The sequence below is a fragment of the Microcoleus sp. K1-B1 genome, assembly GCF_036704705.1.
Classification (GTDB): Bacteria; Cyanobacteriota; Cyanobacteriia; order Cyanobacteriales; family Microcoleaceae; genus Microcoleus.
Genome location: NZ_JAUBSH010000074.1, coordinates 1 through 21133, shown reverse-complemented (window position 1 = coordinate 21133; position 21133 = coordinate 1). Strand labels below are relative to the sequence as shown.

Sequence of the window (21133 nt, the reverse complement as noted above, 5' to 3'; positions counted from 1 at the left end):
ACAGCCTGCACCTTACTTGAGAAGCCTCGGTGTGAGTACCTCAGATTATTCGGGGAGTTGTAGGGATGTTCCGGGAATGAAAGAAGGAACGCCCAACCGGGTATCTGGGTATTCTATTTTTTTCTGGGCGCTTACTTAATTTACAGAAACCGGGTTGTTGTCGAGAAGACGCACTGCAACTCGCAGAAACCGCTAAAAACCCGGTTTCTTGGGTTTTGATTCGTAAGCCCTAGAATCTTCAGGCAGGTTCGTAAAGGTACTCGAAGCCGTTCCCATCTGGATCTCTGCCATAAAAAGATGCAGTACCGTCGCGGTGTTCGTGGATGTGGGTGACGGAAACACCATCGGCTTTGAGTTGTTCGTAGGCGGATTCCATTTCGGTACGATCGTCAAATACAAACCCAAAATGCGGCCCTGCTTGGTCGTAACTCGGACTCAACAGCGCCAATCCGTCCTCTCCTGCTTTCAAATAAGCCCAGTCTGCATCTTTCCAGACTAACTCCATACCCAAGTTGCGGTAGAATTCAGCAGACTTCTCTATGTCTTGCACGCAGACGGCTACGTGTCCCAATCGTTTTAGTTTCATATCTACAAAGTTTATGGTTGTTCTTTCGTTTATTGTATCTATTTTCTGATTTTTTGCTCGATTAATTAGGTATTTTTTATGTTTTTTTGGTCGCAGCTAACTGTACTTTTTCTACTTGTTTGCTAGCGTCCATTTCGCTGAACAGTTGAATGGCGCGGTCAAAATTTTCTTGAGTTTTCTCGATGTTACCAAGTTTTTGTTCTGTTAGTGCTAGTTGATAGCAAGCTTCGGCTCGGTCTAATTTAGCGCTGGATTGATCGAGTATTTCTATTGCTTCTGCATGGTGCTGCAGGGCTTGGTCAAATTCTCGCTGTTCTCGGTACAGCGCTGCTATACCGCTGAGAGCTTTGGCTTTGATGGTGCTGTACTGGTTTTGGTCGGCCTGGGCGATCGCTTGACGGTACAAGCTCAAAGCTTTCTCTGTCTCTCCCAGGTTTTGATAGGTGGCGGCGAGAAAAACTAATTTGTATCCCGTACCCACCAACTGACTGTTTTCCCGATCGGCATAAAGTTTTTCGGCGAGCTCTTCCGCCTCTTTTTTTGCTCCGACACAGGAGTTGAGGAAAGCTAACCCCACATTGATCGAATAACTATTAATCCCGATTTCGTCCCGCGAAGTTTTCAGCTTGACAAATATCTCCATAGCTGATTCTAATTCACGCCTTTCTATTTGACAAAAACCTATATTAATTGCAGCGTTAACTTTCCAGAATTCCAGATTAGCTTGTTTGCCGTTTTCCGGTTCGCTAATTTTCGCTATAATTTGCAAAGATTTAGTGGCTTTGATTTCTGATATTTGATGGCATTCTATGGCTTGATTTATATCGCCTAAAATTCGGTAACAAATGCCTAAAATACTGTATAAACCGCTCAAATAATAATCAGAAGTCACATTGTTGACGATGCGAGTAGTTGCTGAAATTATTGGCTGCAAGAAACCTAATTTGTAGAGCGCTCTACCGAGCTTGTAATCTTTGGCAAACTGGATATTGATTTTTTTGAGGATAACGCTAGCGGCCTGGTCGAAACAGCTAATTGCCACATAATGATAGTAAGCTTCAAAAGCTTTCAGGGCATCTTCTACAGTCTCAATATTGTCAACACTCTCTGTCCAGAACTCGGCGGCTTTGCGATTTGCAGTCTCCCAGTCTCCGGGCGAGAGCCGATCGACAGCTTCTTCCCGAATTGCTGGATGCAGCCAGTATTCGCCCTTCTGAGACTCGACTAGCGATCGGTGCAACAGCGATTTAATGATTTGTCGGCGTCCGGCTTCGGGCACGTCCCACAGCAAACACAAAAGTCCGTCAGTCGGGACTGTCGGCACGTCTTGATAGCGGTAACAGCCCAAGCGACAGAGGAGTTGATAGGCTTCGGCATCGAGTTCTTGCAGGCGGTTAAATTGACTGGTAACTAAATTTTTTAAGTCTGTTTCAAGGAGGGGATCTTCGCTGTTTTCCAGCCAGTAGGCTGCCATATCTCCGTCAAAATCTTCTCGAATCGTGCCGCAAATAATGCCCATTGCTTTAGCATTGCCGCCGTAAACTTTGTGCATTTCCTTGAGGGCGACATCATCTATATTGATGTTGCGGCAGCTAAAAAACTGCCGCCAAACTTCAACTTCCAATCCCGGAAGCAAGTAGTGTTCGACGGTGACATCTGAATCGCACAGTCGATCGCGACTGGTAATCAGAGTTACCGACTGCACCGCCGCGTCAGCCAAAACTCGCAACAGTTCCACGTAAAGCCGGTGCGGTTCAATAAACTTACCTTGTCCGTCGAGTGCGGCTTCCAAATTGTCAATCAATACGCCGACTTTGTGAGTCTGAAGCTGTCGCTTCAGCCGTCCCAAGGTGACGCCAAAGTCTGGCCCTGGTTCTTCCTGAAAGTCTTGCTTGAGCCATTCTTCGATCGCGCTTTCCAAGGCTGTGATATTCTCTGTCTCTTTTGCCATCAACAGTTCAATTACTCGATCGAACCCTTGAGATTTCAGATACTGTCTGGCCAAAGTCGTTTTCCCGATACCGCCGGCACTTTGGATGACAATCACTTTTGCACCTTGGGCGACAAGAGTATTGAGATCTTCGATCGCCCCGAACCGGCCCAAAAAGTTCGGGTTTTCGATTTCCAAATCCGCATCAAGTCCAGGAGATACTTGGGCCGGAACAGTTTGTCCCGACTGCGGTTCTACTTTCGAGTAGCTGCGCCAATACCGTTCTACAACCGCTTGAAGGTTGTCTCTTTTAATTTTTTCGCCATCTCCAAACAGCGCTGAAAGCCGCTTCCACAAATTAGACGCGGCATCTTTAACAGTCCCTACTCCATATCCTTCACTATCTGCAACCTGTTGGTACGTCCTGCCTTGCACTCCCATCCATGCTTCGCGAAAGATAGCGCTGTCAAGGTTGTCGAGAGTTTTCAGGTTTCGAGCCACAAGTAACGAATTAGTAAAATCCAGTGCACGATCGGCTTCCATTTAGTCACCAGGTTTAGCGTTACCCATCTGAGACAACTTTAACAGACTTTTTCCGACTCGCTTACACGCTCAAACAGTGGACTTGTATAGACTTTTCCCGACTGACACGGCCGAGGTTGGCCGGGGATACTGTTGAGTGTGGAGGGGAAGTTGACAGACAAGCTTCTAACTTACACACCAATTGAGTCGAGTTTATATTCAGGAGCAAGCAGCTATGTCTATTAACGATGTTGAAACAGCGATCGTAGATGAACAAATTCGCCCTCAAGAATGCGGCCGCGTTCGTTTCCAAAACAGTTGGTGGCCGGCGAAGTGCGATCGAGACTTGACTTTTGAACCCGGTGAGGTGGTTCGCGTCGTGGGCATTGAAAATATTACTTTGATCGTTGCAGCGTCGTTTGCGATCAATTCTGAAAGTTAAGGCAAATCTACAATCGGGAGTAAGCAATCATGAATTTTGACAATTCCGAAAAAGCGATCGTGGATGAAGAAATTCGGCCTAATGAGTCCGGTCGCGTTCGTTTCCAAAACAGTTGGTGGCCGACGAAGTGCGATGGAGACCTGACTTTTGAACCCGGTGACGTGGTTCGCGTAGTCGGAATTGACAATATTACTTTAATAGTTGAAGCGTCGTTATAAATCAAAGGGTTAGGGAGTCAAGCTATAAGTTTATAGCATCCCAACGTTCAGGCCAACCTAGAAGCAGGAGAAAGTAATCATGACTGTCAGCCATTTGGAAAGAGCGATCGTTGAAGAAGAAATTAAACCGAATCAATCCGGCAGTGTGCGATTTCAAAGCAGTTGGTGGCCTGCCAAGTGCGTTCGAGAAATAACTTTGCAACCCGGTGAAGTTGTTCGCGTCGTGAGACTGGAAAACATTACTCTGATAGTTGAAGCGTAGTTGGGAAACAATCTGGAGGTGGGGAGTTATCGGAGGGTATAAAAAATAAATTTGCGATCGCGTTTCTATTTCGATACATTTCTCTTCAAGCGCGCGATCGTACTTCTCGCCTCTGTTAATTTCCTGATTCTAGAGTTTGACCTCAACCACAACTCGCCGCTGACAGTTTTGTCTGCGGTTTTTTTGTAGGCGGTCAGGGGGTGGCAATCTCCTTAAAAGCCTTACACTTAAATGGTTTAAGCCGATCCCCCTCACAAAAAATTAGGCAGCCGCGATCTCCTTTTGCATATTTCGACAAGGTGAAATCACGATCGAGGGCGATCGCCCCGGAGCGTAATGGTCAATAAGCATTGGTGACAAGTTAAGACTTAATTGCATTTGTCAATCAGTAATATTACTCAAAAAAACTGCTTTTTTAGGAGGGGAAAATTCACGATTTGAGAGGGAGTAGGTATAAATATCACCCACGGCATGATTCCTCGATCGCCCAAATCTCAGTTTTATGCCCAAAATCCGAGTAAATGTTGAGCATAATTGCTGATTGACAAATGCTTTCTTAGCTTAACTTGTTACCAATGGTCAATAAGCCTGTCATAATAGCTATTAGAAATTTATCCACCGACTTAGTACGGTGCATAACTCAAAATTAGGGTGCAAAACTGGAAAAACCTTACCCGATGAGATTGATTTGTATATGACTTTTGAAGAAGCCCTAGAATTTCTCGAATCAGCCTTAGAGTCCAAAACCAGTAAACCGTTAAATTTTCTTGAGCAGGAAATCTTAAAAGCTGCTTGGAAAAACACAACTTATAGTGCTGTTGCTGACAGCTTGTACCTCAGTGTAGGACATATCAAAGATTCATCTTCCATCCTGTGGCAGCGCATTTCAGACGTAATGGGAGAAAAAGTTACTAAAAATAACTTCCGCTCTCTGCTAGAGAAGCAAACCACCACAACTGATCTCGCCGAGGCAGAAGTCGAAGGAGAACCTATGACGATAGCTTCGGTAGGAGAAAGTGACATCAATGAATTAGGAACTTGCAAAGGCAATATTTTAATTGTTGATGATCTCCCAGAGAATCTGCGTTTTCTAACAAGAATTCTCACTAATGAGGGGTATAAAGTTCGCTGCGTCACCAATGGTGCGATGGCCTTGAGGACTGTTAACCATTATCCCCCCGATGCTATATTGCTGGATATTAAAATGCCAGATATAGACGGTTATCAAGTCTGCAAATCCCTTAAAGCAGATGAAAATACCTCAGAAATTCCGATTATTTTCTTAAGCGCACTTGACCAAGTTTTTGATAAAGTCAAAGCTTTTAAGGTAGGGGGAGTTGACTACATCTCTAAACCTTTTCAGCCGGAAGAAGTGCTAGTTCGCCTCGAAACTCAGGTCACTATTCAGCACCAAAAACGCCAGCTTAAAGAAGCAATCGAGCGGCATCAGCAAACCGCAGAAATTGCCTACCAATCTCGCAGCCTGCTGGCAAATTTGCTAAACTCATCTCTGGATGGAATAGCTGCCGTAGATGCGGTGAGGGGAGATATCGCTGGAGAAATTGAAGATTTTCGCTGCTTGGTAGTTAACCCTGTCTTTGCCAGACTCTTAGGGAAAAAAAGAACAGAACTCGCGGGCGAACCCGTGCTGAAAAAACTGCTTAATCAATTGAGTCCCGGATTGTTTGATTTATTAGTAGAAGTTGTTGAGACTGGAGAATCGCTTGAAGGAGAGGTTCATCTAGAAAATGATTACCTTGGCAAATGCTATTATTTCACTGCTGTTAAATTGGGAGACGGTTGCTCAATTACCATCCGCGATCTTACAGACTTAAAACAGTCGTCATTAAAGTCAATGATGGAACAGAACCCACCGCGTGTTATCAAATAGGATGAACGCGGCTTACGCAATCTGACCCAAGAAACCGGGTTTATGAAGTGCATTAGGGACACAGGACCATGCCCATTCGTGTCAACTTAACATACAACCAATAGTCCGGCAGGGAATGAATTCCCTGCCTCAAAGTGAAAGTCCTCTTAAGAGGACTAATGAGTTCTTCAGTCCTCTTAAGAGGACTTTAGCTATTAGACAGGGAATTCATTCCCTGGCGGACGTAGGCTCAGCCGTTTCCCTACGGGGAGCGATCCCAGGTTTACTTCATAAACCTGCAATCTGCTGTATCATCATTCACCAACTTAATGGTTCAGTTAAATCGAGAATCTTCTCAAACTGAAACTTCGTCACCCAACCCCTGAGAGTTTCAAGCTCGAAAGCGTGAGATTCAGGAATCTCCTCTAGGAGTTGAAAAACTAATTCCGAATCAGCGTCCATAGCTGCTTCATATAATTCTACTATCCATTCTTTTGACATCGCTGCTAATAAATCAGTGAAATTTAACGGTTCTCCAGTCACATTAGAAGGGGAAGACGGTAGCTCTTGCTCCTGATAAATATAACCGACTCCCAAATGTTTAGCCATGATGTCAAAGATGGCTTCTGTGTGGAACGGTTTTCGCACAAAATCATCACAACCAGCCGATAAAATAACTGCCTTTTCTTCTTCCCACACGCTAGCAGTAATAGCAATAACAGCAGTAGCTTGACCTTTAAGGGTGCCTTTAATGCGTTTCGTGGCTTCATAACCATCCATAACCGGCATTCTCATGTCCATCCAGATGAGATGGGGTGAGTATGAATCCCAAATTTCAAGCGCTTCAATACCGTTACTCGCTTCTTCCACTTCAAAACCAACAGGTTTGAGGAGTTTAACTAACAGTTGCCGATTGTAATCTCGATCGTCCACCACGAGGATGCGATATTGGGGTTGGTTAGGCGCTAGCGCAACGACGCGACGACTTTGGGGTTGGTTTTCAATAGCACTGGCATCAGCGATGCCCACAGGAATGTCAAATTTAAATGTTGTGCCCGTTGTGTCTTCTAAAAATTCCTTGAGAGGCATTCCAGGCGTGAAAGCTTTACCGTGACTAATGACTGTTATTTCACCTCCCATCAAGCGGACAAATTGACGGCTAATAGTCAGTCCTAATCCGGTTCCTTGCTGCACTTTTTGACCGGATGCTGTTTGCACGAAGGGTTTGAATAGATTCTCCAGTTCCTCTGCCGCAATGCCAACTCCCGTATCTTTGACTTCAAAGGTAATGGTTGTTGGTTGTTGGTTGTTGGTTGTTTTGGTTCCGGCTTCACTTTGGGCTTTTACCTGTTTATTTTTTACTTCTAAAGACACCCCTCCCGAAGAGGTAAACTTAACGGCATTACTGATTAAATTAATCAGCACTTGGCGCAACTTAACTTCATCAACGCAGATATATTTAGGAACATCTGCAGCACATTCAAATCTTAAGTATAAGCTTAGAGCGGTGGCTTTCAACGCAAACATATCCTCGATTTCAGCTAAAAACTGATAAAGGTTTAAATTATTTTCAGATAGCTTCATGCCTCCCGCTTCAACTTTGGAAAGGTCAAGCACCTGATTAATTAGAGATAATAGATGCTCTCCACTGCGCTGAATGATGTTGAGGTTCTCTTTTTGTTCAGTTAACAGATTGGTATCCTGATTCATCAGTTGAGAAAAACCGAGAATGGCGTTCAGGGGAGTTCGCAATTCGTGACTCATGTTGGCAAGGAAAGTGCTTTTGGCGAGGTTGGCGGCCACTGCTGCTTCTTTCGCTCGTTCGAGTTCTGCTTCAACTTTTTTGCGCGCGCTGATATCTCGTCCTACCGCCTGGAATTCAACAATGCAACCGGAATTATCAAATATCCCTCGGTTAACCCACTGCGTCCAACGCACTTGGGAGCTAACAATCACCCGATTTTCAATTGTGACAACGGGATTTTCTGGGCTAATGGAATTGACGACTCGGGTTACATATTCGCGGTCTTCTTCAAACACGACAGGTTCGTAGTGATGCCCGATGAGTTGTTCCCTTGTCAGTCCAAAAAATCGACAGAAGCCTTCATTAACAAAGGTAACGGTACCATCTGGCAGATACCGGGCAATCAGTTCTGTCTGGTCTTCCAGAATACCAAGGTAGCGTGCCTCGCTCTGCCGCAGAGCCTCTTCTGCAATTTTCTGAACGCGAATTTCCTGTTCTAAACTGACATTTTGAATGAGTGTAATCTGTGCTTGCTTACGATCGCTAATATCTTGAAAAGCTGCGATCGCATATTCTACATTACCCGTGTCATCAAAAATTGGCGTGCTAGTTACTTCTAAGGGAACGATTCGCTCACTGTAGTGCAGTTCCAAATCATCCGCCCATGTTTTTTCACCGCGAAGCGATCGCACCAAGGGTAGCTGTTCCACTGGATACATCTGGCCTGTCCCTGCCCGATAAACGTGATAGGTTTCTGAGAGTTGCTCGATTTCGGCTTTGGGTAAATCTTGAATATTCAGTAACTGCTGTGAAACTGGATTGGCGTAAACCAGTTGTCCTTTGGCGTCGTGAACGGAGATGCCAAAAGGAATAGCATTAAGGAATTTATTGAGGCGATTTTGCGTCGATTGTACCTGAGTATAGAGTCTGGCGTTGGTAAGGGCGATCGCCGCCTGAGTAGAAAGTAATTGAATCACTTCCAGGCGATCGGCTGTAAAAACCCCATCTGCTAAATTATTTTCCAAGTAAACAATTCCAATTAATTGCCCTTGATTGATCAGAGGGGCGCAAAGGATAGACTTGGGCTGCTGTGTTTTGATATAAGCATCTTGGGTAAATCTGCCTTCACGGGAAACATTGGTTTCAATCAATCCTTCCTGAGTCCTTTCAACATAGTGAATAATCGACAAAGGCAGGCAGGTTTCTATAGGAGTCGATTGCAAAACCATCACCTGATTTGAGTTAGCCTCACCTGAAGCTTCGACTCGCAGTTGTCCTTGAGACTCTAAAATGAGATAGCCAGTTTGTGCACCGCAGCTTTCCAGCAGGATTCTCATCAAAGTGGTGAGGAGTTTATCTAGCTCAATTTCACTGGCGATCGCCCCTGATGCTTTCATCAATGCTGCCAAATCCAGGGTTTCACCTGAAATGCTGTTAGATGTATCAGACAGGCTGCTGCGCGATTTATCCGACAAATTGGCTTTCGTAAAACGCTTTAAAAGTTCTGGATACTGTCGTTCCAAATCAGTCATTTTAGCTGTGGCACCCCAACGTAAATAACAGTAGTAAGCATTTGTCATATAGGCTTGGGCAACTTGCTCTTTTCCCCAAGCGATGTAGAATTTGGCCGCCAGTTCATTAGCCAAAGCCTCTTCGTTGATGTAGTCATGTTCTTTGGCTAAGGCAATGGCGCGATCGTAGTAGTCGATCGCCCTAGCATTTTCCCCCAAAACTCGATATCGCTCTGCCTCCACTAGATAGAATTTGTGGAGGTGAGTCATCGGAGCAAACTCCGCCCATTTCTTGATTTTTTTCTGATTGGCTTTCACCTTCTGGAGGATGAGTTTTTGCTCGGATTTTGGTGCGTCAGAATAGATAGCAAGATAAACTAAAGAATTGTAGAAATGGTAGAGAGGAATAGTACCTACAGCGCTATCGCTATATTTTTCGGCTGATTTAGCATTTTCTATAGCTTGCTGATAGTCTTGAAAAAGATAGCAGAGAAATAGCTTGTAAAAATAGACCGAGCGACAAAGATTTTGAGCATTCGCCTCTCGATGCAGGGGTAACATTTTTGTTTCGTCATAGTTTTCACCGATTAAACGGCATTTATCTTCAGCCTGTCCCATCAAGTTCAATAAAACCTGTCGATTGAGTTGGTTATAGTAATATGATGTTTCTTGCTTCAGTTGGCTGAGGGTATTACTGTACATTGCCATTTCTGCCTCGACTGTTGCCAATTCCTTCCCCAATACATAGGAATGATAGCAGTATACACAAACTGAATAAGCTGCATATTCTAAGTCTCCAGTCTCTAGGGCGAGCGAGTAAGCATTCTGCAAAGGGTTTAAAGTTTCCCTAAGATGCTCTTTCCAATGTTTGACAAAGTAATTAACAATAAATATGGTTCGGGATGTGAGTTCTTTAGTATTAAACTTATCGAGTAGCAAGATAGCAAGTTTCCCAAATTGATAACCAGTCTCAATGTCTCCTACGGTTTCCCCAGACAGAATTAGTCCGTAAGTAGCATAGGCACAAGAAGATACCGAAGTATTCCCGTATTTAATTGATAAATTGACCTGTTTAAAAGCCATTAGCGGTAGCAATTCAGGTGTGGCAAAATGGGCCGCAGAAACTACACTTGATAGGATACGCATTGCTGCCAGTTTATCAGGATTAGTCATCACTGGTAGGTCGATTAAGTCCTCAACTCGCTTCCCTACTAAACTTAACTTTGTCTTCACCAGTTCAAGTAAAATATTTAATTTTGTTGGTTTTTTGGGAAAACGAATCCCCAACAACTTTAATACTGAAAGTGCCGTATCTATCGCTTCTAACGGTTTGTTTTGTGCTGTATAGGCTTGAATTTTGACTTCATAGACTTTCACTTTGTCCAGCAATGAAGTAGCTTGTTGAAGCACTAGGTCAGCCAATTTTTCCATTTCCTCAACATGACCACTCAAAATAGCAGCTTCTACTGTTTCCACATACAGTGCCAGAGTGAGGTCATACTGACGAAGCCAACTATCTGCACTCAGCCAATTTATACCAATTATTAAGTAATTCCAGGCTGGTTTCCAAGCTGCTGATGCCTTCGCTTTTTTGCCAGCAATCAGATTTAATTGAGCAAGTTTATCTTTTTCTAACTGAACGTCAATTGCTTCAATACCGAAGTTGAGCTGATTAACAATATCAAAAATCTTTTGTTGGAGTACCTGTGGTGGTGTATTTTGTAACAACAGTTGCCCGACTTTCCAGTGAACCGCTTGCTTGTCGTCTGGGGGAATTAGGGAATAGGCAGCTTGCTGGATGCGATCGTGAGCAAATTTATAAATAATTTTTAATGCGTTTGTATCTCGGTCTGTTTTCAGGAATTTGTAATCATCCCCAATGGGTAAGATCAATCCTGCTTGAATAGCATTCCATAATTCATCAGCCGTTTCATTTTGAGAACTTTCATTAATAATTGAAAGGGTTGGTAAATCAAATTGGTTGCCAATGCAAGCGGCTAATCGTAAAACTTTTTGTGCTGATTCTGATAAGGTTTGAATTTGCTCTGCCATGAACTCAACAACGTTATCAGTAATATTCCTAGTTATAATTTGCTCTAAATCCCAATACCAAGCCCCAGCATTCAAATCAAAAGTCAGCAATTGCTCTGTATAAAGTGACTTGAGAAACTCTTTAATAAAAAACGGATTACCTTGGGTTTTTTGCCAAACCAAATCGGCTAATTTTTGCGTCTGGATGCGATCGGTTTTCAGCGTATCCGCAATGAATTCATTAACCTGGTTTAAATTTAAGGGTGAAAGGGAGAGATGATTAATTACTACTCCCTGCTTTTTCATCTCAGATAAAGTCAGCATTGCAGGATGAGTTGCACTGACTTCGTTATCTCGATAAGCTCCGATTAGAAACAGATATTGAGTAGTAAAATCTGTCATAATCAACTGGATTAATTGCAACGTAGCGCTGTCTGTCCACTGAAGGTCGTCTAGAAATAGGACGAGGGGATGTTCTTTTTGGCAAAAAACCTGAATAAATTTTTGAAAAGCTAAATTAAACCGATTTCTTGCTTCTGTTGCAGGTAATTCGGGGACGGGATTCTGTTTGCCAATAATCAGTTCAACTTCGGGAATGACATCAATAATAATTTGTCCGTTGGTTCCTAATGCCCGTCGAATCTTCTCTTGCCACTGTTGTAATTGCGCTTGAGTTTCGGTGAGCAATTGCCGCACCAATTCTTGGAAGGCAGCGACTAAAGCTTGATAGGGAATATCGCGCTGCAACTGGTCAAATTTACCTGCAATAAAGTAGCCACTTTTTTGAGTTATGAGTTTATACAATTCCTGAACTAAAGCTGATTTCCCAATACCAGAGTATCCAGAAATTAGCATGAGTTCAGTTTGTCCTTGTACGGGCAGATTTTGTGATTGACTTGTCGTTGGGTTACTCAGGTTATTTGCTAAACCCGCCCCTAGTTGTTTTTCTTGTCCCGACGCTACACGATCAAATGCACTCAATAAGGACTCAATCTGTGATTCTCTCCCGTACAGTTTTTGAGGGAGTTGCAATTGAGGAGAAATATCTTGGTATCCCAAGGAAAAATCTTGAAATTTACCATTTCTAAATTGAGCAAGACAAGTTTTTAAATCTGTCTTGATTCCCCAAGCACTCTGATATCTATCTTCCGCCGTTTTTGCCATTAACTTCATGACAATTTCTGAGACATTCAAGGGAATTTCTGGATTTATTTCATGAGGTGCAGTGGGGTGTTTGGCAATATGGCAATGGACTAACTCAAGTGCATCGACGGATTCAAAAGGCAACTGGTTGGTTAGCAGTTCATAGAAAGTAACGCCGAGAGAATAAAAGTCGGTCCGGTAGTCTAGTGAGCGATTCATCCTCCCTGTTTGTTCTGGAGATATATAAGCCAATGTCCCTTCTAGAAGATTAGGACTTTTGAGGCTGGGATTCTCTTGGGATAGGATGGTAGATAAGCCAAAGTCAATGATTTTTAATTGCCCGGTTTGAGGATTAAAGACAATGTTAGATGGATTGATATCTTTGTGAATGACCTTTTTTTGATGAACTTTGCCTAACGCATCTGTGATTTGGATGGCTAGGTGGAGAAAATCTGGTAAAGTAAAGGGACGGCTATCCAGCAGGATTTTTAAGGACTCTCCTCCAAAATCCTCCAACAACATGACTTGTGTGTTCTCGTATTTTCGCAGTTCGTAGGCTTTAATCGTTTCCTCTAGGTTGAGAAGACGAGTGATTTCGTATTCCTGCTGATAGCGGTAGAGTTCGGCTGGTGTGGGGTAATCCTCTTTGAGGAGTTTCAAAATCAAAGGTTGCTGATTTGATTTGAGGATGCCTCGGTATACGAGGGAATTCGCACTTTCGTAGATTTGGTTGACTATTGTGATATCTGGCAGTGAAATCATGTTGGGAATTATTGCTGCCTAAAAAATTTAAGTATACAAATAAATATAACATGGCTAGGATCGGGTGAGAGCAGCAGTAAACTCGCTGCGAATATAAATCCTTGCCTTGCACCCCCGACAACTCCCGATATTGTATTATTGCTTTTTTGCTCTGGACTTACTTACCCTATATGTAGCGTACAAGTGTACTGGCACTGGAAGCGTCTAGCTATTGTGCGATCGCCCAAACTGAAAATTTTCGGAACGGACAATAATTAATGATAAAATAGCTTAAGGATTCAGCTCCCCAATTGTGGTAATCTGACAACAATCCAGTTTCATTCTCGATCGAGTGCGTGCAGCTATGCCAATCGGTAAAATTTCACAAAAGTTTCTGCTTTTCACAATAGCGTTATTTTTCGCAGTATCACTGTTAATTAAAGTTACTAAATTTCATAATTATTTCGGCATCAACCGCGCCGATACTGAAGTAAAAGTTGTTGCCCTTACTTACGATGATGGGCCATATCCTCCCTATACAAATCAGCTTTTAGATATCTTAGACCGCTATCAAGTTAAAGCAACTTTTTTTGAAATTGGCCGCAATATTGAGAAACATCCAGAAATCGTGAAAATGATTGTCGCGAGGGGAGATGAGTTGGCAAACCATTCATACTCTCACAAAGATATGATGTTTAAACCCCAGGAATTTTTGCTGTCTGAGATTGAAAAAACGGACAAACTTTTGCAGGAAGTTGGGGTTAAGCAAGACAGTATTAGTTTTCGGCCACCTTGGGGTAGGCGATTTGTAGTTTTGTCTTATTTGCTATCCCAAATGCACAAAAAACTGATTATGTGGGATGTGGATTCCCACGATTATGAAAAAACACTTACGGCGGAAGATATCGCAAATCGGGTGATTGACAATGTGCGATCGGGTTCGATTGTGGTGATGCACGACGGTGGGGGCGATCGCTCGAAAACCGTAGCAGCAACTGAGATGATTGTCAAGGATTTGCAGTCGAAAGGTTACGAGTTTAAAACTGTTTCTGAGTTGTTGAAATAGCAGTAGGGTGCTACACATCTAAATTGTATTTTTGGGCGGGCGGGACGCCCACCCCACAAGAATTTGCTCGAATCAGCCACAATTATTTTCGCGACAAATAAACCATCTCATACTGACGCACCAAGAAATAAATGGTGCGTCAGAATTAGACTTTTCGTGGCGCTTGAAAATTTCAAACCTGACGCACTCTACTACAATCAATAACCAAGATAGTTTACCACATAATTAGCAATTTTTATGCTGCCACCAGCTTGCCCCATTCTCTCTAAACCATTTTGAATGCAACTGGCTAAATATTTATTATCTTGCAAAGTGCGATCGACTGCCAAAGCAGCTTCTTTGAGAATATCAGAATTCGCTGGTTGTGTGCCAATAACCTGCACGGAATTACCTAAAAGCCGATTTTGAGCTTCCGCAAACCGATAGGTAAAGGCAGGGCCGTTTCCCGGTACTGCAATTACAGGTTTTCCCAAGCCCACAGCTTGTTCGACAGCAGTTCCAGTCATCCCAATTACTAAACTAGACTGCTGCAAAATATCGGCGAAAGCATCGGCAAAGCACATCACTTCGACTAATTTTTCTTCACTAAAAGACCGTTTGATTGCTGGAAAAATGAGCTTGCCCGATCGCATTTGCCATCCAGAGCGCGCCGCAATATCATCTAATTGAGGCATCAAAGCTGGAACTAAAGCTGCCCGAAACTGCATCGGTACAGTAGAGCTACTAGCAATTTCTTTAACCAGTTCCAGGAGCAAAACGAGGTTGTTAGTGGCTTCTGGAATGCGAGAACCGGGGAGAAGGGCGATCGTCCGAACTCCGGGAATTAACTGCAAATCTTTGCCCGTAGAATTGATGTTGTCCATGACAGGATTGCCGACAAACTGAGCTTTCTTTAAACCCTGTCGGTTTAAGTCAGCAGCAGTCAAAGCATCTCTAGTAAAAACCGCCAGACATTTCTCTGAGCAAAGCAACTGCCACAAGATTAAACCCAAATCGACTCGCCCCTCGTAATAACTAGAATGGGCCGATAGAAAAATTATATAGGGGCGGTTGCTGGCATGGGCGATCGCCGCCGCGACAATATCCCCAGTGGCCACCACCAAATCGCAGTGGCGCGAATGCCTCCAAACAGCCTGCAATTGCTGCCAAGTCAAAGCAATTAGCCCCGCCCCAATATCTTTGAGGAAAAACAGGGGATTCATGTAAAAAACTCCCCCAGACGGCATTTGACTGGTGGGCCCAATAATTGGCACGGTCGATCGGCGGTAAGCAGCCCCGTCACCTACAATCGGCATTGCCGAAACATCAACCTCCGCGCCAGATACTCTCAAAGCTTTGAAAATTTGACAGTTAATCGCGTCTTCCCCGTGGCCGTTGCTGAGGAAAAGTATCCCCTTCGATTTCATATAATCAGAATACAATCAGAATCAGTGCCGAGCTTTTTTGAAAGACAGCCGTGCGATAGCTAAACTCGGGCGGGCTAACTTTTTGTTAGTCTAATTTAAATACATTGTGGAAGTGAAACAGCGTGAATATTGAAATTGGGCGGGGCAAAAGCGCTCGCAGAGCTTACGGCATAGATGAAATCGCGCTTGTACCGGGACAGCGCACCCTCGATCCGAGTTTGGCAGATACCAAGTGGCAGATTGGCGGGATCGATCGAGAAATCCCGATCATCGCCAGCGCCATGGATGGAGTAGTCGATGTCCGCATGGCCATTTTGCTGTCGGAATTGGGAGCAATGGGCGTGCTCAACCTAGAAGGAATTCAAACCCGCTATGCCGACCCCCAGCCAATATTAGAGCGCATCGCCAGTGTCGGGAACCACGAATTTGTTTCCCTGATGCAACAACTCTATGCCGAACCCATCAAGCCAGAATTAATTGACCTGAGAATTAAAGAAATTAAAGCAGGAGGAGGGATTGCCGCCGTCAGCGGTACACCGGCCGGTGCGAGCAAATACGGGCGGGCGGTTGCTGAATCTGGAGCCGATATATTTTTTGTGCAAGCAACAGTAGTCTCGACAGCTTTCCTTTCCCCTGAATCAATCTCATCTTTAGATTTGACACAATTCTGTCAAGAGATGCCGATACCAGTAATTTTGGGTAACTGCGTGACCTACGAAGTCGCCCTGAATTTAATGAAAACTGGCGCTGCGGGCATTCTCGTGGGCATTGGGCCGGGGGCTGCTTGCACATCTAGGGGCGTATTGGGTGTCGGCGTTCCCCAAGCCACAGCGGTAGCAGACTGCGCCGCCGCGCGGGACGACTACTATCGCGAAACTGGCAAATACGTGTCGGTGATTGCTGACGGGGGTTTAATTACTGGTGGCGATATCTGCAAGTGCATTGCCTGCGGTGCCGATGCAGTGATGATTGGTTCGCCCTTTGCCAGGGCTGCCGAAGCTCCCGGCCGCGGCTTTCACTGGGGGATGGCGACTCCCAGCCCGGTTTTGCCGCGCGGCACTCGCATTCGCGTGGGGACTACGGGTACTGTGGAGCAAATTTTGCGGGGGCCTGCGGTGCTAGATGACGGTACGCACAACTTGCTCGGAGCTCTGAAAACTAGCATGGGTACCTTGGGCGCTAAGGATCTTAAGGAGATGCAGCAGGTGGAAGTGGTAATTGCTCCTTCTCTGCTGACTGAGGGTAAAGTCTATCAAAAAGCTCAGCAGTTGGGCATGGGTAAGTAGATTTACCGATCGAATACCAGCATACCTTGACAAAATTTGTTCCACAGTCTCGAAATTTACAGAATATTGTGGAATTATCGAGAAGGAGATGTCACAATAGAAGAAGCGGAGACGCATGTTTCCGTTCACTCCTCACACCACACTCCGCCCGGACTACTGTTCGGGCGGTTCCTTTTTTGCCGGAAATCTTGGCTCTTGCTTACTAGATACAGAACTGAGGCTTTTAGCTCCGGAGAGGGGGAGAGTGGGAGAGTGGGAGAGTCTGGGAGGGGGAGAATTTTTCTTCTACATAAGTGCATTCTGCCTTCGGAAACATCAGTGCCTTGGGAAACATAAGTGCCTTGTGCATTCAGAAACCTTGTGGCTTCTTCCTTCTAACGTCTTCCCTCTTGCTTGTACCGTCTTCCTTCTTCCTTCAGAAGCCTTCTCTTAAAATCGTTGACGCAAGTGGTTACACTTTTTGCTAGACTTGTTATCCGAGAAATAGTATTTACAAGGATGGCTAGGGATGTCAGCAGCCGCGCAAGTAACCGACTCTACCTTTAAGCAGGAAGTGCTCGATAGCGAAGTTCCAGTTCTAGTGGATTTTTGGGCTCCCTGGTGCGGGCCCTGTCGGATGGTGGCGCCCGTCGTAGACGAAATTGCCCAGCAATATGAAGGGCAGGTCAAGGTAGTAAAAGTTAATACCGACGAGAATCCTAACGTGGCCAGCCAATACGGTATCCGCAGCATTCCGACGCTGATGATATTTAAGGGCGGTCAACGGGTGGATATGGTGGTTGGGGCAGTTCCTAAAACTACTCTGGCCAACACTCTGGAAAAGTACATTTAACCCAACTGCGAGCGGTTTCGCGCTGTTCTTTGTGGGCCGCGAAAGCTAACTCGCTTCAGAACCGGGGCAAAGCTACGGGAAAAGTTATTAGTGGCCAGCATGGCAATTTGCTGGTGGCTATTGGCTTCTAACTTTGGCTTGCCCCTTAATTTTTAGTAGCGACAATTTGTTACCGTTTCGGAAAAATTCATGATTCGTTCTGGGTCTGGTCAAGGTTTTGAGTCCCTCCAAGCTGAAGTGATGGATTTGCTCGATCGCTTGCCAATGTTGAAGCACTCTGAGTGGATTGAACGATCGCTCTCTACTATAGTGCAAATGGCCGGAGAGGATCTCGATCGCCTGGACTTGAAGATTATTGCGGCGTCCCTCCGAGATATGGAGAGCGCTTTTGAGATGTTTTATCCTTACCGACACGTTCGCAAAATTGTGATTTTTGGTTCGGCAAGGGTGTCACCGCAATCTGCGGAATATTTGATGGCCAGAGACTTTGCGCGGGCGATCGCCCAGCAGGGGTTTATGGTGATTACTGGCGGGGGCGGGGGAATCATGCAGGCGGGGAACGAGGGGGCGACTGCTGAACGTTCTTTTGGGCTGAACATTCAGTTGCCTTTCGAGCAGGGTTCTAATCCTTTCATTGCCGGCGATCCCAAATTGCTCAATTTTAAATATTTTTTCACTCGTAAGTTATTTTTTCTCCGGGAAAGCGATGCTTTAGCTCTGTTTCCGGGCGGTTTTGGCACTCTGGACGAGGCTTTTGAGTGTCTGACTTTGACTCAAACTGGCAAGTTCGGGCCGGCTCCTGTGGTATTGATCGATCGACCGGGAGGAGATTATTGGCACGATTGGAATTATTTTGTGCAAAAACAATTGCGGGGCCGGGGTTTGATTTCAGCCGACGATCGCAGCCTGTATACGATTACTGACGATGTAAATGTTGCTTGCGAGGCGATCGGTAGTTTTTATCTGGTTTATCACTCCTGCCGCTACGTGCGCGAAAAATTGGTAATTCGCTTGAAAACAGAGCTTTCTGAGGAGAATGTCGATCGGCTAAATACTGATTTTAGCGATATTGTTGTCACCGGAAAAATTGAAAAAAGTCAAGCTTTGGAACCTGAAATAGGAGATGCAACTTTCGATCTGCCGCGCCTAGTTTTGCATTTCAACCAGCGGGATTTGGGGCGGCTTTATCAGCTAATTGCTGCTATTAATCAAATGGGTGCAGCTTCGCCGGCGGCAGCCCATCCCGAACAAAAATAATTGTTAGTCAACAGTCAACAGTCAACAGTCAACAGTCAACAGTCAACATTTATTAATCTGTAGAGGCGGGTTTCACGAGAAATATTTGTAACTAACTCAGGGGATAAATAAACCCGCCCCTCTGATTGAGATAAATTTGACCACGAATTTCTTGATGGTACAAGCCCCCGCATTTATCCGTGGAATCAATCCAAAATCGAACATCGAAAATCCTCAAGAAAGAGCATTTATCTCGCGCAAGTCAATCTAAAATCTAAAATCTAAAATCTAAAATCTAAAATCTAAAATCGATTGACTACTAACTCAAAATGCTAGACCTGCTGCTAATTGCAATTTTGGGATTTCTCGGCAGTTTCGGTCACTGCGCTGGGATGTGCGGCCCGCTGACAATGGCGTTTTCTCTTTCTAATTCAGGCAACGATAAATTAGCTGCTTTCCGCTTTCATTTGCTGCTAAATGTGGGGAGAATTGCTGCTTACGCTTTGGTTGGTGCTGCAATTGGCGGACTGGGTTCAGTGTTAATTGCTGGCGGACTTTTGGCAGGTACGGGTAGCGAATTGCGGCGGGCGATCGCACTTCTCACGGGCACGATGCTAATTTGGTTCGGAGTAGTGCAAATTAAACCGAACTTGCTGCCGGGATTACCCCTGCTGCACCCGTTGTCGCACGATCGAGTCGGACAAGCAATGAGCAAGCTTTCGGCGCAAAAAAACTGGTGGGTGCCGGTTGCTTTGGGTTTGCTTTGGGGTTTCATTCCCTGCGGTTTCCTCTACGCGGCGCAGATTAAGGCGGCGGAAACGGGAAACCCGGTTTTGGCTGCGGCGACGATGCTAGCTTTTGGACTCGGCACGCTGCCAACTATGCTGGGAGTGAGTTTTTTTGCTGGCAGATTGAGCGCGGACAAGCGCAGCCAACTGTTTCGTGCGGGTGGGTGGGTGACAGTGGCGATCGGAATTCTTACCTTGCTGCGAACCGATGAAATGGTTGATTTTACGGGCCACGCAGCGCTGCTGTGCTTGATGCTAGCACTGTTGGCGCGTCCGGTTAGCAAGTTTTTGCCGCAACTGCTGCGCTACCGCCGCGCCTTGGGTGTGGGCGCGTTTTTCCTCGCAGTCGCCCACACGTTTCATATGCTGGATCATACGCTGAAATGGAATTTTGACGCGCTATCTTTTATGTTGCCGCAGCATCAGTTGGGAATGGCGGCTGGGATTCTGTCGCTGCTGTTGATGTTGCCGGCGGCGGTTACAAGTTGCGATCGCATTCAAAATTTTTTAGGCAAGCTGTGGCGAATGCTTCACCTGTTAAGCCTTCCAGCTTTCTTGCTGTGCGCTGTACACGCGACACTCATCGGTTCCCACTATCTCGGCGGCTTTGAATGGAAGTTGCACAATCAATTGCTGACAGCGGTGTTAGCGGTGGTTGTGGTGTTAGTTATGTTTGTGCGATCGCGCTTGTTTTGGTCAGTTTTATCACTAGAAAATTTCTATGTTTCGCCTGTCAAACAAAAGTAAAACTTTAGGATTATTAGTTTTTTTAGGATTGCTAATTGAAGCAACAATTCCCAATGCGCCGCAGTTAAACTCGATTTCTGTTTTGGCGCACGAAGTCGAAGTATCCGGAGATGTCGCCGCTACCTTTCACCTAGAACCCAACCACAATCCCCGCGCCGGACAGCCTGCGAGAGTGTGGTTTGCCCTAACTCGCAGGGGCGGTCAAATTATCCCACTAGAGCAGTGCAATTGCAAATTAAAAGTTTATCCGAAAAATCGTAAAGATGGGGATAAGCCGCTGATGCAGCCGCCTTTAACTGCCATATCTGCGGAGAAATATCAAGGGATTCCGGGAGCTAATATCGTGTTTCCCAAGGCTGAAATTTACGAACTTGAATTGAGCGGAAAAGCCAAAAATAAAGCTAATTTTAAACCGTTTAAACTGAGTTACACTGTCACGGTTAGGTAAGAGGATTTTAGATTTTAGATTTTAATGGCTGGGCAAGAGATTTTCGGTTAATTAATCGCAGAAATCACGAAGGACAAAAAAGAAGAGGAAGATTGAGAGCAATTTTTTTATTTTAAGTTGATTTTGGCACAATGTCGATAATTTAGTTAAATTACTATTATAGCAAGTGCCAATAGGGTTATGACGTGCTTAATTGCTGAAATCCTTGATTTTATTGCGCTTTCCTTTTTCCTTCAAACAGCAAATCGTATCCGCTCAATAAATCGGGGTAACAGTAAAAAAAGAAGGTTAACAATCTAGGCACAGCATGGTAGAATATGACAT

Annotated in this window: 14 protein-coding genes; 10 read left to right on the top strand and 4 right to left on the bottom strand. The window is 44.8% G+C overall.

Features of this window, described 5'->3' with window-relative positions; genetic code table 11:
- Positions 1–238 precede the first annotated feature (238 nt).
- Together QUA83_RS22465 and QUA83_RS22460 are read right to left on the bottom strand one after the other, a co-directional pair.
- Complete coding sequence (locus tag QUA83_RS22465; RefSeq protein WP_190661613.1) at positions 239–586, bottom strand: VOC family protein; 348 nt, start codon at positions 584–586, stop codon at positions 239–241.
- 76 nt (positions 587–662) lie between these two features.
- Positions 663–3059: a tetratricopeptide repeat protein gene (locus tag QUA83_RS22460; protein WP_333295937.1), complete on the bottom strand. Its 2397-nt coding sequence runs from the start codon at positions 3057–3059 to the stop codon at positions 663–665.
- A 214-nt stretch (positions 3060–3273) separates the two neighbouring features.
- On the opposite strand from QUA83_RS22460, the gene QUA83_RS22455 reads away from it, so the two are divergent.
- The 4 genes from QUA83_RS22455 to QUA83_RS22440 all read left to right on the top strand — a co-directional run bounded on the left by QUA83_RS22455 (position 3274) and on the right by QUA83_RS22440 (position 5851).
- On the top strand, positions 3274–3480 hold the full coding sequence (locus QUA83_RS22455; RefSeq protein WP_333295936.1) for an NfeD family protein: 207 nt from the start codon (positions 3274–3276) through the stop codon (positions 3478–3480).
- A gap of 29 nt (positions 3481–3509) precedes the next feature.
- Entirely contained in the window at positions 3510–3698 is a 189-nt protein-coding gene (locus QUA83_RS22450; protein ID WP_333295935.1) for an NfeD family protein, read from the top strand.
- Positions 3699–3777: 79 nt separating this feature from the next.
- The gene (locus QUA83_RS22445) at positions 3778–3960 is read left to right on the top strand and encodes an NfeD family protein (protein ID WP_015175752.1); all 183 of its coding nucleotides are present in this window, start codon (positions 3778–3780) and stop codon (positions 3958–3960) included.
- A gap of 694 nt (positions 3961–4654) precedes the next feature.
- On the top strand, positions 4655–5851 hold the full coding sequence (locus tag QUA83_RS22440; RefSeq protein WP_333295933.1) for a response regulator: 1197 nt from the start codon (positions 4655–4657) through the stop codon (positions 5849–5851).
- Positions 5852–6148: 297 nt separating this feature from the next.
- Here the strand turns inward: QUA83_RS22440 and QUA83_RS22435 are convergent, their stop codons facing one another.
- Positions 6149–13021: an AAA family ATPase gene (locus QUA83_RS22435; protein ID WP_333295930.1), complete on the bottom strand. Its 6873-nt coding sequence runs from the start codon at positions 13019–13021 to the stop codon at positions 6149–6151.
- Between the two features lie 343 nt (positions 13022–13364).
- Here QUA83_RS22435 and QUA83_RS22430 point away from each other — a divergent pair, with 343 nt between their 5' ends.
- The gene (locus QUA83_RS22430) at positions 13365–14066 is read left to right on the top strand and encodes a polysaccharide deacetylase family protein (protein ID WP_333295928.1); all 702 of its coding nucleotides are present in this window, start codon (positions 13365–13367) and stop codon (positions 14064–14066) included.
- A gap of 197 nt (positions 14067–14263) precedes the next feature.
- On the opposite strand, the gene QUA83_RS22425 is transcribed toward QUA83_RS22430, so the two are convergent.
- Complete coding sequence (locus tag QUA83_RS22425; RefSeq protein WP_333295927.1) at positions 14264–15472, bottom strand: lipid-A-disaccharide synthase-related protein; 1209 nt, start codon at positions 15470–15472, stop codon at positions 14264–14266.
- A 122-nt stretch (positions 15473–15594) separates the two neighbouring features.
- Here QUA83_RS22425 and QUA83_RS22420 point away from each other — a divergent pair, with 122 nt between their 5' ends.
- From QUA83_RS22420 to QUA83_RS22400, 5 genes are all read left to right on the top strand, one after another.
- A complete protein-coding gene (locus tag QUA83_RS22420) occupies positions 15595–16758 on the top strand; it encodes a GuaB3 family IMP dehydrogenase-related protein (RefSeq protein ID WP_333295925.1) in 1164 nt (387 codons plus the stop codon).
- A gap of 508 nt (positions 16759–17266) precedes the next feature.
- Complete coding sequence (gene trxA / locus QUA83_RS22415; RefSeq protein WP_006631199.1) at positions 17267–17590, top strand: thioredoxin; 324 nt, start codon at positions 17267–17269, stop codon at positions 17588–17590.
- A gap of 189 nt (positions 17591–17779) precedes the next feature.
- Positions 17780–18847 carry an LOG family protein gene (locus QUA83_RS22410; protein ID WP_333295924.1) on the top strand — a complete coding sequence of 356 codons (1068 nt, stop codon included), beginning with the start codon at positions 17780–17782 and terminating at the stop codon, positions 18845–18847.
- Positions 18848–19155: 308 nt separating this feature from the next.
- Entirely contained in the window at positions 19156–20361 is a 1206-nt protein-coding gene (locus QUA83_RS22405) for an urease accessory protein UreH domain-containing protein (protein ID WP_333295921.1), read from the top strand.
- A complete protein-coding gene (locus QUA83_RS22400; protein ID WP_333295920.1) occupies positions 20336–20809 on the top strand; it encodes a hypothetical protein in 474 nt (157 codons plus the stop codon). Before QUA83_RS22405 ends, QUA83_RS22400 begins: the two co-directional genes overlap by 26 nt.
- Positions 20810–21133: the final 324 nt, after the last annotated feature.

Coding starts and splice junctions, on each gene's coding strand:
- QUA83_RS22450 (WP_333295935.1), top strand. CDS start 3,510: ATGAATTTTGACAATTCCGAAAAAGCGATCGTGGATGAAGAAATTCGG.
- QUA83_RS22455 (WP_333295936.1), top strand. CDS start 3,274: ATGTCTATTAACGATGTTGAAACAGCGATCGTAGATGAACAAATTCGC.
- QUA83_RS22460 (WP_333295937.1), bottom strand. CDS start 3,059: ATGGAAGCCGATCGTGCACTGGATTTTACTAATTCGTTACTTGTGGCT.
- QUA83_RS22405 (WP_333295921.1), top strand. CDS start 19,156: ATGCTAGACCTGCTGCTAATTGCAATTTTGGGATTTCTCGGCAGTTTC.
- QUA83_RS22465 (WP_190661613.1), bottom strand. CDS start 586: ATGAAACTAAAACGATTGGGACACGTAGCCGTCTGCGTGCAAGACATA.
- QUA83_RS22410 (WP_333295924.1), top strand. CDS start 17,780: ATGATTCGTTCTGGGTCTGGTCAAGGTTTTGAGTCCCTCCAAGCTGAA.
- QUA83_RS22430 (WP_333295928.1), top strand. CDS start 13,365: ATGCCAATCGGTAAAATTTCACAAAAGTTTCTGCTTTTCACAATAGCG.
- QUA83_RS22445 (WP_015175752.1), top strand. CDS start 3,778: ATGACTGTCAGCCATTTGGAAAGAGCGATCGTTGAAGAAGAAATTAAA.
- QUA83_RS22400 (WP_333295920.1), top strand. CDS start 20,336: ATGTTTCGCCTGTCAAACAAAAGTAAAACTTTAGGATTATTAGTTTTT.
- QUA83_RS22425 (WP_333295927.1), bottom strand. CDS start 15,472: ATGAAATCGAAGGGGATACTTTTCCTCAGCAACGGCCACGGGGAAGAC.
- QUA83_RS22435 (WP_333295930.1), bottom strand. CDS start 13,021: ATGATTTCACTGCCAGATATCACAATAGTCAACCAAATCTACGAAAGT.
- trxA (WP_006631199.1), top strand. CDS start 17,267: ATGTCAGCAGCCGCGCAAGTAACCGACTCTACCTTTAAGCAGGAAGTG.
- QUA83_RS22440 (WP_333295933.1), top strand. CDS start 4,655: ATGACTTTTGAAGAAGCCCTAGAATTTCTCGAATCAGCCTTAGAGTCC.